This is a genomic window from Pseudomonas sp. R25(2017), assembly GCF_002112565.1.
Lineage (GTDB): Bacteria > Pseudomonadota > Gammaproteobacteria > Pseudomonadales > Pseudomonadaceae > Aquipseudomonas > Aquipseudomonas ekonensis.
Genome location: NZ_NEHZ01000003.1, coordinates 303,682 through 316,604, shown reverse-complemented (window position 1 = coordinate 316,604; position 12,923 = coordinate 303,682). Strand labels below are relative to the sequence as shown.

Here is a 12,923-nt window from a genome sequence, read left to right as displayed (position 1 = left end):
GTGACTTCGCGAAAGACCGGGCAAAACTAGCACAGAGACAAGGAAATATCCGCCTCTAGCTAGCCAAATGGTCAGGTTTATTGCGCTAAATCGGTAAAAAAATGCATAAGGGCCGTCCGATGGCCCGGATTTACCCTGCACCCCGCGCCAAAAGCGGCGGTTGGGGTACACTGGGCGCTTTTTCGGGGGCGCCCGCCCGCCTCCCCTCCAACAGCCGAGAAGCCCATGCCGATCCGTCACTGCATCGTCCACCTGATCGACAAAAAACCCGACGGCACCCCCGCGGTCCTGCATGCCCGCGACTCCGAACTGGCGGAGTCCGCGGCCATCGAGAACATGCTCGCCGACCTCAACGAAAGCTACAACGCCAAGCAAGGCAAGGCCTGGGGTCTGTTCCATCCGGAGTCCGGGGCGTTTCCGTTCAGCGGCTGGCTGAAGGAGTACCTCGACGGCGGCCAGGACTTCACCGCATTCAGCCGGGTGGCGGTGGAGCACCTGCAGAAGCTGATGGAAGAATCCAACCTGTCGGTGGGCGGCCACGTGCTGTTCGCCCACTACCAGCAAGGCATGACCGACTACCTGGCCATCGCCCTGCTGCACCACAGCGAAGGCGTGGCGGTGACCGACGAGCTGGACGTGACCCCCTCGCGCCACCTCGACCTGGGCCAATTGCACCTGGCGGCGCGGATCAACGTCTCCGAGTGGCAAAACAACAAGCAGTCCAAGCAGTACATCTCGTTCATCAAGGGCAAGAACGGCAAGAAGGTGTCGGAATACTTCCGCGACTTCATCGGCTGCCAGGAAGGCGTCGACGGCCCGGGCGAGACCCGCACCCTGCTCAAGGCCTTCAGCGACTTCGTCGAAAGCGAAGACCTGCCCGAAGACTCCGCCCGCGAGAAGACCAAGGCCCTGGTGGACTACGCCAGCAGCCAGGCCAAGCTCGGCGAGCCGGTGGGCCTTGAGGAACTCTCGGAGCTGATCGACGAAGACCGTCCGAAGGCGTTCTACGACCACATCCGCAACAAGGACTACGGCCTGTCGCCGGAGATCCCGGCGGACAAGCGCACCCTCAACCAGTTCCGCCGCTTCACCGGCCGCGCCGAAGGCCTGTCGATCAGCTTCGAGGCGCACCTGCTGGGCTCCAAGATCGAGTACGACGAAGAAGCGGGCACCCTGGTGATCAAGGGCCTGCCGACCTCGCTCACCGATCAGTTGAAGCGGCGCAACTGATGCTCGGCAATGTGCTGAAGAAAGTCCTGCTGGTGCTGCTGGTGGTCGTGGCCTACCAGAACTGGGGCAAGATCGAGCGGGTGTTCAACCCGTCGCAGATGCTCCCGGAGCAGGTTCGCGCCAACGCCCGGGTCGTGCTCTATTCCACCGACTGGTGCGGCTACTGCAAGCAGACCAAACGTTTTCTCGACGGCAAGGGCATTGCGTTCACGGAGTTCGACATCGAGAAGGACGCCGAGGCGCGCAAGGCCTATGAAGCCTTGGGCGGGCGCGGGATTCCGCTGATCGACGTCAACGGCACGCTGATCCGCGGCTTCGACCCGGACGAAATCCTCGCCGCCCTGAAGTAGACAGACAGGTGGGAGCCAGCCTGCTGGCGATGACGTCAGCCGAGGCGCCTCAGGGCGGTCAAGGCAGCCGCTCCCGCACCGGGAACCTCAGCGGGCCTCGATGCGGAACCCCAACCGCGGAAAGTGCACATGCACCACCCCGGCCCGTGCGTCTTCGCGGCGCAGGATCAGTTCTTCGAGGCCGGCGAACACCAACTCCCCTTCCACCGGATCCACCCCGTAATCCGTCGCGGCAATCGCCACCCGCTGTCCGGCCACGAATCCGTTCGGATCGGCGAACGCCTCATCCGGCAACGCAGCCGGCGTCGCATTGCGCGCGACCTCCAGCGCCTCGTCGGCGCTCATCTCGCTCGCCGCGCCGTGACCGAAGCCCAGCACCCGCCCCAACCATGCGGCCACAGCCGGATAGGCGTCCACCAGCGGCGCCGTCACATGCGTAGCCTTGAGGAACCACAGCGGATGCGCCAGGGCGAAGTCCGCTACCGACGGTTCGCCGAACAGGAAGTCGCCCTGCTCGCGCTGCAATTGCTGCTCCAGGCGCGCCATGAGGGTCGGCCACTGATGCTTGGCCTGCTCGGCAGGCAGCCTCGTCGCGCTGCCGCCGCTGAACAGCCCGGCCCGGTCGGCCATGAACGCCTTGATCGCCTCCGGCGGCAACTTGCCGAAGCGCGCCGCCACCGACTCCGGCTGGAACACCAGGCTGACCGCATGCGGAAACACCACCGAATCGGCCCACGCGGCGAACCCGGCGACGACCATTTCCTGCCCCTCGGGGAAAAACGCCGGCAAGGCCTTTTCCTGCTCCAGGCGCCGGGCGATCAGGGCGGTGTCGCAATAGATGTCCGCACCGACCTGCAGCACCGGCGTCTTGCGGTAGCCGCCGGTGAGCGCGGTCAGGTCCGGCTTGGGCATCACCGGCGAGATGTGCACCGAACGCCAGGACAATCCCTTGAAACCCAAGAGCAGCCGGGCCTTTTCGGCGAATGGGGACGCGGGGTAATGGTGAAGGATCAACTCGGACATGCTCGGCTCCGCCGCACAGTAGGTGAATCCGCAGCTTAGCCTGCATTTGGATGGCAGCCTACGGATGCGGGCGACGGGAACCGATCAGTCAGATTGATAAGACGCCACCAGGTATTCCTTGGCGCTTTTCCTGAGTTTCTTGATCAGCCGCTCCTGGCGCAGCGCATCGCCCTTGTCCCGGCAGCGTTCGGTGTAGACCAGCGCCATCGCCGGGCTGGACAGGAAGAACCGCGCGCCCTTGCCGCTCTGGTGCTTGGCGAAGCGGCGCACGGGATCGTCGCTGATCCCGCAGTACAGCGAACCGTTGGCCGCGCGGACGAGGTAGACGAACCAGGCCTTGGCCGCAGGCGCATCGGTGTCGACAGGGTTTTCGCTCAAGGTGGTCACGGGGCGGTCGCAGGCGTGTGGGAAACAGCCCGCGATCTTATCAGCGGCCGGCCTGGAATGCCTTCAGCCCTTTGAGCGCCTGCGCGCGCACGGCGTTGGCCACCAGCGGCGTCCAGCCCAGCAGCAGGCCCTTGAAGCCCAAGGCCTGGCGCGACCAGCGCCACAGGTCGAAACGGTCGTGGTGCTCGCAGATCTTGCCGTCGCGGAACACGAAACGCGCCTGGATGTCGTTGACCACCGTGTTGCCGGTCTGGCTGAACAGGTAGGTCGCCACCCAGTGGGCGCCGCCGCTGCGCTCGTCGGCGCGGACGTTGTCGAAGGTCAGGGAGAAATCCTTGGCGCGGGTGGTGAGCATGCGCCACATGTCGCCGGCGTCGCGCCCGCGCAGTTCGCCGAAGGCCGGATCGCTGAACACCACGTCGTCGGTGTAGCAGGCGGCCATGGCCTCGGCGTCGAGGCGCTGGAAGGCCTGGTAGAAACGGGTGATCACGGCGCTGTTGGCTTCACTCACGGGCAAACTCCATGCTTAAGGACACAATGCCAGCACGATAATCCGCAAACGGTCGAAACACTATCGGCATTCGCACGCCGAATACTGGCAAAACACCTGCAGGAGCGAGCCTGCTGGCGATGAAGCCGCCAGCCTGCCCCCCGTCATCGCGAGCAGGCTCGCTCCTACAGGGGCTTGCGGCGCGGCGGGAACGGTGGGAGCCGGCCTGCCGGCGATGGTGTCCGTGAAGACGCCGCCGGCCCCAGGGTTCAGACCTTCTCGCTCTGCACCTGCACATACAGCGCCCGCCCGGCACCGAGGCCGGCGAGGATGGCGCCCGCGCCGACGATGCCGAAGATCCAGCCCACCGCGTTCCAGCCACCGGTCCAGTCATGCACCACGCCGACCGCGAACGGCCCCATCGACGCCAGGGTGTAGCCGAAGCCCTGGGACATGCTCGACAGGTTGGCCGCCACGTGAGAATCGCGCGAGCGCAGCACGATCAGCGTCAGCGCCAGGCTGAACGTGCCGCCCTGCCCCAGGCCCAGCAGGATCGCCCAGCCCCACAGGCCTTCGATCGGCGCATAGAGGCAGCCGAACAGGCCGCCGAGGGTCAACGCCATCACCACCACGATCGCCAGGCGCTGATCCTTGCCGCGGGTGGCCAGCCACGGCGCGGCCAGGGAGCTGGCGAGCTGGATGATCACCGAACCGGACAGCACCAGGCCGGCCTGGGTCGGCGTCAGGCCGCGGCCGATCAGGATCGACGGCAGCCAGCCGAACACGATGTAGGCCAGCGACGATTGCAGGCCCATGTAGAGGGTCACCTGCCAGGCCAGCGGATCGCGCAGCAGGCCGCGCACCCGGTAGGCGACGTGGTGCGCCCCCTGCTTCTGCCCCACCTGCGGCAGCCAGAACAGCGCCGCCGCCAGCGCCGGCACCACCCAGATGCCCAGCCCCAGCGCCCAGCTGTCGCCGAAGTGCTGGCTCAGCGGCACGGTCGAGCCCGCCGCCATCGCCGCCCCCAGGCACAGCGCCATGGTGTACACGCCGGTCATGGTGCCGGCGTGCTTGGCGAAGTCGCGCTTGACGATGCCCGGCAGCAGCACGCCGATGATGCCGATGCTGGCGCCGCCCAGCACGCTGCCGGTGAACAGGCCGACGGCACCGAAGTTGCTCCGCAGGATGATGCCGCAGGCCAGGGTCAGCAGGATCCCCAGCACCACCCGCTCGGCGCCGAACCTCCGGGCCAGCACCGGCGCCAGCGGGGCGAACAGCCCCAGGCACAGCACCGGCAAGGTGGTCAGCAGCCCGGCCTGGGCCGCTGACAGGCCGAGGCTTTTCGACACCTCGCCCAGCAGCGGCGCCATGCTCGACAGCGCCGGGCGCAGGTTCAGCGCCACCAGGATCAGCCCCAGCAGCAACAGCCACGGACGACGCACCAGCGGATGGCTCTGCTGCACCTGCGCGTCATCGGCTTCGGCGTCGATCAGCAGCTCTTCGAGCTCGGCCGTGCGTTTGGAGGGTGTGGACAACTCGCTGCGGGACATGGGCTTCTCGGTTTCAAGGTTCATTGATCAACTGCCTCGACAAGGCTTTGGCCCGTTCCGGGTCGCGCTGTTCGACGGCATCGAGCAAGGCGATGTGCAGGTCGAACACTTCCTGGCGGCGCGGGACGATGTTCAGGGTCTGGCGCAGCTGCGCGCCGACGATGCTGGAGAAATAGCGGTACAGCTCGCTGAGGGTGGGGTTGTGCGCGGCGTCCACCAGACGGCGGTGGAACACCAGGTCGCAGGCGATGTAGGTGTCCAGGTCGCCGTGGTAGTGGCAGCCGCTGACGCCGAGCGCCTCGCGCAGGGCCGTCAGGTCTTCGTCGGTGCGGCGCAGGGCCGCCAGGCCGATGGCCTCGACTTCCAGGATGTGCCGGGTTTCCCGGGCCTGATCCAGGGAGCAGCGCGACAGCGCCTTGAGCGCGTCCAGCGGATCGACCGCCGCCCGCAGGTAGCTGCCGTCGCCTTGGCGGATCTCGATCAGCCCGGAGAACGCCAGCACGCGCATGGCCTCGCGCACCGTGTTGCGGCTGATGCCCAGCTCGGCGCACAGCTCAGGTTCGGTCGGCAGGCGCTGGCCCACCGTCCACACGCCATCGTTGATGCGCTGGCGCAATTGATCCACGGCCTGGTCGACCAGGGAACGCTTGATCAATGGAGAAGTGTCTGACATGGAATTCGCCCTGTCATCCAATCATCGGATGAATTTTTCGGACATGGTAATGAACCGTCTCCGAGAGGACAACCCTTGATCCAGCCCGGTGGTGCCCTCACCGACGCCATCGCCAGGAGGATGGCTCCCACAGTTTTTTACGGTGAACAGAGAATCTGCCAGCACCGCAATTCCCTGTGGGAGCGGGCTTGCCCGCGATGAGGCCGGTACATCCGACACCCCGGCGCCTGCCCCACTGCCATCGCCAGCAGGCTGGCTTCCACAAACACCGGGCAAAAATAAACCCGGAACAGGTCCGGGTTCATTTCACCGCCAGCCGTCGATCAGTGCAGGATCTGGCTGAGGAACAGCTTGGTGCGGTCATTCTGCGGGTTGTCGAAGAAGTCGTTCGGCGCGGCCTGTTCGACGATTTCGCCCTTGTCCATGAAGATCACCCGGTTGGCCACGGTGCGGGCGAAGCCCATTTCGTGGGTCACGCAGAGCATGGTCATGCCGTCTTCGGCCAGGCCGATCATGGTGTCGAGCACTTCCTTGACCATTTCCGGGTCGAGGGCCGAGGTCGGTTCGTCGAACAGCATGATCTTCGGCTTCATGCACAGGGCGCGGGCGATCGCTACACGCTGCTGCTGGCCGCCGGACAGCTGCCCCGGGTACTTGTTCGCCTGCTCCGGAATGCGCACGCGTTCCAGGTAGTGCATGGCGATTTCCTCGGCCTTGCGCTTGGGCATCTTGCGCACCCACATCGGCGCCAGCGTGCAGTTCTGCAGGATGGTCAGGTGCGGGAACAGGTTGAAGTGCTGGAACACCATGCCGACTTCGCGGCGGATCGCTTCGATCTGCTTGAGGTCGTTGGTCAGTTCCGTGCCGTCGACGACGATGCGGCCCTGCTGGTGCTCTTCCAGACGGTTGAGGCAGCGGATGGTGGTGGACTTGCCCGAACCGGACGGGCCGCACAGCACGATGCGCTCGCCCTGCCGCACGTTGAGGTTGATGTCCTTGAGCACGTGGAACTGGCCGTACCACTTGTTCACGCCCTGCATCTGGATGATGCCTTCGGCGCCCGCAGGCTTCTTGATTGCTTCGCTCATTTACACAGAACTCCTAACGCTTGTGGCCGGTGTCGAGCTTGCGTTCCAAATGCATGGAATAGCGCGACATGCCAAAACAGAAAATCCAGAACACCAGGGCGGCGAACACGTAGCCTTCGGTGGCCATGCCCAGCCATTTCGGATCGGCGGCGGCCTGCTTGACGCTGTTGAGCAGGTCGAAGAGGCCGATGATGATCACAAGGCTGGTGTCCTTGAACAAAGCGATGAAGGTGTTGACGATGCCGGGGATCACCAGCTTCAGGGCCTGCGGCAGGATCACCAGGCCCATCGCGCGCCAGTAGCCCAGGCCCATCGCGGCCGCGGCTTCGTACTGGCCCTTAGGGATCGCCTGCAGGCCGCCCCGCACCACCTCGGCCACGTAGGCCGACTGGAACAGGATCACGCCGATCAGCGCCCGCAGCAGCTTGTCGAAGTTCATGCCTTCGGGCAGGAACAGCGGCAGCATCACCGAGGACATGAACAGCACCGTGATCAGCGGCACGCCGCGCCAGAACTCGATGAAGGTCACGCAGACCACACGGATCGCCGGCAAGTTGGAACGCCGGCCCAGCGCCAGGAGGATCCCCAGCGGCAGCGCGCCGGCGATGCCGACGGTGGCGATCACCAGGGTCAGCATCAGGCCGCCCCACTGGCTGGTGGCGACGGTGGTCAGGCCGAACACGCCGCCGTGCAGCAGGCACCAGGCGATGATCGGGTAGACGACCAGGAAGCTCAGGCCGTAGATCGCCTTGCGCGGGAAGCGCGAGATGAACAGCGGCGCCACGCCGATGACCGCCAGCCACACGGTCAGGTCCACGCGCCAGCGCAGCTCGGCCGGGTAGTAGCCGTACATGAACTGGCCGAAGCGCTGCTGGATGAACACCCAGCAGGCGCCTTCCTTGGTGCAGTCGGCGCGGGTGGTGCCGACCCAGTTGGCGTCCAGGATCGCCCAGTTGATCAGCGGCGGCACCACGAGGTAGATCAGGTAGAACGCGAACAGGGTCAGCAGGGTGTTGAGCCAGCTGGAGAACATGTTGGCGCGCATCCACGCCACCACGCCGATGCTGCTGCTCGGCGGGGGCATGTCAGGTTTGAAGGTATGAGTGCTCATGCGCTTTTCCTTACCGCTCGATCAGCGCAATGCGCTTGTTGTACCAGTTCATCAGCAGGGAAATGCTGATGCTGATCGCCAGGTACACGCTCATGGTGATGGCGATCACCTCGATGGCCTGGCCGGTCTGGTTGAGGACGGTGCCGGCGAACAGCGAAACCATTTCCGGGTAGCCGATGCCGGCCGCCAGGGACGAGTTCTTCGCCAGGTTCAGGTATTGGCTGGTCAGCGGCGGGATGATCACCCGCAGCGCCTGGGGAATGATCACCTTGCGCAGGGTCGGGCCGTTGCGCAGGCCCAGCGAACGGGCCGCTTCGGTCTGGCCGTGGCTGACCGACTTGATCCCCGAGCGCACGATCTCGGCGATGAACGCCGCGGTGTACACGGTCAGGGCCAGGGTCAGCGCCAGCAGTTCAGGGATCAGCACCCAGCCGCCGACGAAGTTGAAGCCCTTGAGCTGCGGCATCTCCCAGTGCAGCGGAGCGCCGAAGACCAGCGTGCACAGCGCAGGGATCACCAGGAACAGGGCCAGGCCGACCCAGAACTTGTGGAACGGCTCGCCGGTTTCCTCGAAGCGCTTGGTGGCCCAGCGGCTCATGAACACGATGGCGACGATGGCCACCACGATGCTGACCGCGAACGGCCAGAAGCCGTCGGCGATCTGCGCCGCCGGCATGTTCAGGCCCCGGCTGCTGACGAAGAAGGTGTCGCCGAAGTTGTGGCTGTTGCGCGGCCCCGGCATGGTCAGGAACACCGCGAAGTACCAGAACAGGATCTGCAGCAGCGGCGGGATGTTGCGGAAGGTTTCCACATACACGGTCGCCAGTTTGCTGATGATCCAGTTCGGCGACAGCCGCGCCACACCGATGATGAAGCCCAGCAGCGTCGCCAGGATCACGCCGATGAAGGTCACCAGCAGGGTGTTGAGCAGGCCGATCACGAACACCCGTGCGTAACTGTCCGCTTCGGTGTAGGAGATCAGGTGCTGAGCGATGCCGAAACCGGCGCTGCGCTCGAGAAAGTCGAAACCGGAGGTGATGCCCCGGTGTTGAAGGTTGGTCTGGGTGTTGTCGAACAGGTACCAGCCCATCGAGACCACCGCCACTACGGTGATGATCTGAAACAGCCACGCACGCACTCGTGGATCGCTGAGGCTGAGCCTCTGCTTTGGTGCGCCGATTGAATTTTGCATGAAGTGCCCCGGAAAAAACTGAAACAGAACGTCACCCGGCGGTTGGCCCGCCGGGTGACAGAACCATTAGCGCACCGGTGGTGCGTACTGAATGCCGCCGGCGTTCCACAGCGCATTCAGGCCACGGTCGATTTCCAGCGGGGTGCTCTTGCCGAGGTTTTTCTCGAAGATCTCACCGTAGTTGCCGACCTGGGAAACGATCTTGACGACCCAATCCTTAGGCAGCTTCAGGTCCTTGCCGTACTCGCCGTCGGCACCCAGCAGGCGGGCGACGTCCGGGTTCTTGGTGGACTTGGCTTCTTCCAGCACGTTTTTCGAAGTGACGCCGGCCTCTTCGGTGTTGAGCAGCGCATAGCCGACCCAACGCACGATCGCCAGCCACTCGTCGTCGCCGTTGCGCACGACCGGGCCCAGAGGCTCCTTGGAGATGGTTTCCGGCAGCACCACGTAGTCCTTCGGCGAAGCCAGCTTGCTGCGCTGGGCGAACAGCTGGGACTTGTCGGAGGTCAGCACGTCGCAACGGCCCGATTCCAGCGACTTGGCGCTTTCGTCGGAGGTGTCGAAGGTGATCGGGGTGTACTTCAGGCCGTTGGCGCGGAAGTAGTCGGACACGTTCAGCTCGGTGGTGGTGCCCGCCTGGATGCAGATGGTGGCGCCGTCCAGTTCCTTGGCGCTCTTCACGCCCAGCTTGTTGTTGGCCAGGAAGCCCACGCCGTCGTAGTAGGTGATGAAGCCCGGGAATTTCAGGCCCATGCCCGCGTCACGGGAGCTGGTCATGGTGGTGTTGCGCGACAGGATGTCGATTTCGCCAGACTGCAGCGCAGTGAAGCGTTCCTTGGCGTTCAACTGGCTGAACTTGACCTTGTTCGCATCGCCGAACACGGCCGCGGCCACCGCGCGGCAGACGTCGGCGTCGATGCCGATGATCTTGCCGGTGGAGTCCGGTACGGAGAAGCCCGGCAGGCCGTCGCTGACGCCGCACTGCACGAAGCCTTTCTTCTGCACCGCATCCAGGGTTGCACCCGCCTGAGCGAACCCGCTGACGCCGAGGACTGTCGCAGCAGTCACGACCGCCAGAGTGGTTTTCAACATCTTCATTCAAACCTCCAGTTTTGCTCTTGTTGTGTCGGAGCTTGAGTCTTGTCGCACCCTTTTGAGGCGTTGTTGACCCGTGTTGGCTTTTTGTGGGGTCAACCGACGTAGGACCTTAGCTATGAGTCTAGTAGGAGAAAATCCACATAATGGACAACCTCACGTCTCACCAGTCGGCCGAACGGGCTGTAGCCCTTTCACGTTCGCTAAGCCCGTAGCGGCCTCTGGCGAACATCCATCACCGGATTCTTTACTGTCCCCGTCCCCTTGCGTTCACTGATAGTGTTACCGCCGGGCCCGAGAACGATTGCACGTCTAGCTCATAGCAAAGCCCGTACCACACCGCCCTTTGAGGCGATGGAGCGACAGGTCAATAGCAAAACTTGTAACCTTGCGACATCTTCTTAACGGATAACCCTGGCGCGCACACGGATCACGCACCCGATGAGCGCGCCCGCACCCAATTGGAGCAGCCATGACCGAGCCCTTGATTCTTCAGCCCGAAAAGACCGCGGACGCCTGCGTGATCTGGCTGCACGGCCTGGGCGCCGACCGCTACGACTTCCTGCCGGTGGCCGAGGCCCTGCAGGAAACCCTGCTGACCACCCGTTTCGTCCTGCCCCAGGCGCCCACCCGCGCCGTGACGATCAATGGCGGATATGCCATGCCCAGCTGGTACGACATCAAGGCGATGACCCCGGCCCGGGCCATCGACCGCGACCAGCTGGAAGCGTCCGCCGACCATGTCATCGAACTGATCGAATCGCAGAAGGCCTCCGGAATAGACGCCTCGCGGATCTTCCTCGCCGGGTTTTCCCAAGGGGGCGCGGTGGTCTATCACACCGCGTTCCTGAAATGGCAGGGACCGTTGGGCGGCGTGCTGGCGCTTTCGACGTACGCACCGACCTTCAGCGGTGAACTGGAGCTGTCCGCCAGCCAGCAGCGCGTGCCCGTGCTGGCGCTGCACGGCCAGTTCGACAACGTGGTGCAGAACGCGATGGGACGCACGGCGTACGAGTACCTGAAGGCCCATGGTGTCACCGTGACATGGCAGGAATACCCAATGGAGCACGAAGTGTTACCCGAGGAAATCCGCGACATCGGCACCTGGCTGGGCGAACGCCTGCGCTGATCGATTCCGCGACTTCGACCGCACGCCGCGGCCCTTTGATCGCCCCACTACGCCGCGCCCGATTCTTGCATTACACTGGCCGGCGTACATTCCTTAACCAATTGATGAGACGACCGTGCTCAAAGCACTCAAGAAAATGTTCGGCAAAAGCGAGGCTGAGCAGCTCGCGCCTGCCGCCGGCGCACCGTCGCCCGCCTCCGGCCCCCGCGGCGACCTCCGCCCGGCCGACCGCCCCGCTCCCGCCGCGGCCGCCAAACCCGAACCGAAACCTGAGGCCCCTGCGGCCAAGGCCGGCGAACCGGCCCCAAGCCCTGAGCCTAAACCGGCCAGGCCCCGCCGCGAACCCAAGCCCAAGGCGCCGGTGATCCCCTGGAAACTCGAGGACTTCGTCGTCGAACCCCAAGAAGGCAAGACCCGCTTCCACGACTTCAGGCTCGCCCCGGAACTGATGCACGCCATCCAGGACCTGGGCTTCCCTTACTGCACGCCGATCCAGGCCCAGGTGCTGGGTTTCACCCTCGCCGGCAAGGACGCCATCGGCCGCGCCCAGACCGGCACCGGCAAGACCGCCGCGTTCCTGATCTCGACCATCACCCAGCTGCTGCAGACCCCGCCGCCGAAAGAGCGCTACATGGGCGAGCCGCGGGCGCTGATCATCGCCCCGACCCGCGAACTGGTGGTGCAGATCGCCAAGGACGCCCAGGACCTGACCAAGTACACCGGCCTGAACGTGATGAGCTTCGTCGGCGGCATGGACTTCGACAAGCAGCTCAAGCAGCTCGAGGCGCGCCACTGCGACATCCTGGTCGCCACGCCGGGCCGCCTGCTGGACTTCAACCAGCGCGGCGACGTGCACCTGGACATGGTCGAAGTGCTGGTGCTGGACGAGGCCGACCGCATGCTCGACATGGGCTTCATCCCGCAGGTGCGCCAGATCATCCGCCAGACCCCGCCCAAGAGCGAGCGCCAGACCCTGCTGTTCTCCGCCACCTTCACCGACGACGTGATGAACCTGGCCAAGCAGTGGACCACCGACCCGGCCATCGTCGAGATCGAAGCCGAGAACGTGGCCAACGCCAACGTCGAACAGCACATCTATGCCGTCGCCAGCGCCGACAAGTACAAGCTGCTGTACAACCTGGTCAACGACAACGGCTGGGAACGGGTGATGGTGTTCGCCAACCGCAAGGACGAAGTGCGGCGCATCGAGGAACGCCTGGTGCGCGACGGCGTCAACGCCGCCCAGCTGTCCGGCGACGTGCCGCAGCACAAGCGCATCAAGACACTGGAAGGCTTTCGCGAAGGCAAGATCCGCGTGCTGGTGGCCACCGACGTGGCCGGCCGCGGCATCCACATCGACGGCATCAGCCACGTGATCAACTTCACCCTGCCGGAAGTGCCGGACGACTACGTGCACCGCATCGGCCGCACCGGCCGGGCCGGCGCCGACGGCGTGTCGATCAGCTTCGCCGGCGAGGACGACTCCTACCAGTTGCCGTCCATCGAGGCGCTGCTGGGCCGCAAGATCAGCTGCGAAATGCCGCCGACCCACCTGCTGCGGGCGGTCGAGCGCAAGCGGCCGCACTGAGCGACCCCATGAGAAAG

General features: G+C 64.9%; 13 protein-coding genes. 4 read left to right on the top strand and 9 right to left on the bottom strand.

What is annotated here, in order from left to right:
- The first annotated feature begins 225 nt into the window (after positions 1 to 225).
- Together yejK and CAG31_RS05915 are read left to right on the top strand one after the other, a co-directional pair.
- A complete protein-coding gene (gene yejK, locus CAG31_RS05920) occupies positions 226 to 1,230 on the top strand; it encodes a nucleoid-associated protein YejK (RefSeq protein WP_085578829.1) in 1,005 nt (334 codons plus the stop codon).
- Positions 1,230 to 1,580, top strand: coding sequence for a glutaredoxin family protein (locus CAG31_RS05915; RefSeq protein WP_085578826.1), 351 nt, complete (start codon positions 1,230 to 1,232; stop codon positions 1,578 to 1,580). The genes yejK and CAG31_RS05915 overlap by 1 nt, the downstream gene beginning before the upstream one ends.
- An 87-nt stretch (positions 1,581 to 1,667) precedes the next feature.
- Here the strand turns inward: CAG31_RS05915 and CAG31_RS05910 are convergent, their stop codons facing one another.
- The 9 genes from CAG31_RS05910 to CAG31_RS05870 all read right to left on the bottom strand — a co-directional run bounded on the left by CAG31_RS05910 (position 1,668) and on the right by CAG31_RS05870 (position 10,192).
- Entirely contained in the window at positions 1,668 to 2,603 is a 936-nt protein-coding gene (locus CAG31_RS05910; RefSeq protein ID WP_085578824.1) for a glutathione S-transferase family protein, read from the bottom strand.
- An 84-nt stretch (positions 2,604 to 2,687) separates the two neighbouring features.
- Complete coding sequence (locus CAG31_RS05905; RefSeq protein ID WP_085578822.1) at positions 2,688 to 2,990, bottom strand: GIY-YIG nuclease family protein; 303 nt, start codon at positions 2,988 to 2,990, stop codon at positions 2,688 to 2,690.
- 40 nt (positions 2,991 to 3,030) lie between these two features.
- The gene (locus tag CAG31_RS05900; RefSeq protein WP_085578820.1) at positions 3,031 to 3,501 is read right to left on the bottom strand and encodes a nuclear transport factor 2 family protein; all 471 of its coding nucleotides are present in this window, start codon (positions 3,499 to 3,501) and stop codon (positions 3,031 to 3,033) included.
- Between the two features lie 248 nt (positions 3,502 to 3,749).
- Positions 3,750 to 5,054: a CynX/NimT family MFS transporter gene (locus CAG31_RS05895; protein WP_085578818.1), complete on the bottom strand. Its 1,305-nt coding sequence runs from the start codon at positions 5,052 to 5,054 to the stop codon at positions 3,750 to 3,752.
- Positions 5,044 to 5,703 carry a FadR/GntR family transcriptional regulator gene (locus CAG31_RS05890; RefSeq protein WP_085578816.1) on the bottom strand — a complete coding sequence of 220 codons (660 nt, stop codon included), beginning with the start codon at positions 5,701 to 5,703 and terminating at the stop codon, positions 5,044 to 5,046. Before CAG31_RS05890 ends, CAG31_RS05895 begins: the two co-directional genes overlap by 11 nt.
- Before the next feature lie 323 nt (positions 5,704 to 6,026).
- Positions 6,027 to 6,791, bottom strand: a complete 765-nt coding sequence (locus CAG31_RS05885; RefSeq protein WP_085578814.1) for an amino acid ABC transporter ATP-binding protein — start codon at positions 6,789 to 6,791, stop codon at positions 6,027 to 6,029.
- Positions 6,792 to 6,804: 13 nt separating this feature from the next.
- Positions 6,805 to 7,902 (bottom strand): amino acid ABC transporter permease, encoded by a 1,098-nt coding sequence (locus CAG31_RS05880; protein WP_085578812.1) that lies wholly within the window; start codon positions 7,900 to 7,902, stop codon positions 6,805 to 6,807.
- Between the two features lie 10 nt (positions 7,903 to 7,912).
- Positions 7,913 to 9,094, bottom strand: a complete 1,182-nt coding sequence (locus CAG31_RS05875; protein WP_085578810.1) for an amino acid ABC transporter permease — start codon at positions 9,092 to 9,094, stop codon at positions 7,913 to 7,915.
- A 66-nt stretch (positions 9,095 to 9,160) separates the two neighbouring features.
- Positions 9,161 to 10,192 (bottom strand): amino acid ABC transporter substrate-binding protein, encoded by a 1,032-nt coding sequence (locus CAG31_RS05870; protein ID WP_085578808.1) that lies wholly within the window; start codon positions 10,190 to 10,192, stop codon positions 9,161 to 9,163.
- Between the two features lie 469 nt (positions 10,193 to 10,661).
- Between CAG31_RS05870 and CAG31_RS05865 the strand changes: the two genes are divergently transcribed.
- Both CAG31_RS05865 and rhlB read left to right on the top strand, forming a co-directional pair.
- Positions 10,662 to 11,318 (top strand): alpha/beta hydrolase, encoded by a 657-nt coding sequence (locus CAG31_RS05865; RefSeq protein ID WP_085578806.1) that lies wholly within the window; start codon positions 10,662 to 10,664, stop codon positions 11,316 to 11,318.
- 136 nt (positions 11,319 to 11,454) lie between these two features.
- Entirely contained in the window at positions 11,455 to 12,906 is a 1,452-nt protein-coding gene (rhlB, locus tag CAG31_RS05860; protein WP_085578900.1) for an ATP-dependent RNA helicase RhlB, read from the top strand.
- Positions 12,907 to 12,923: the final 17 nt, after the last annotated feature.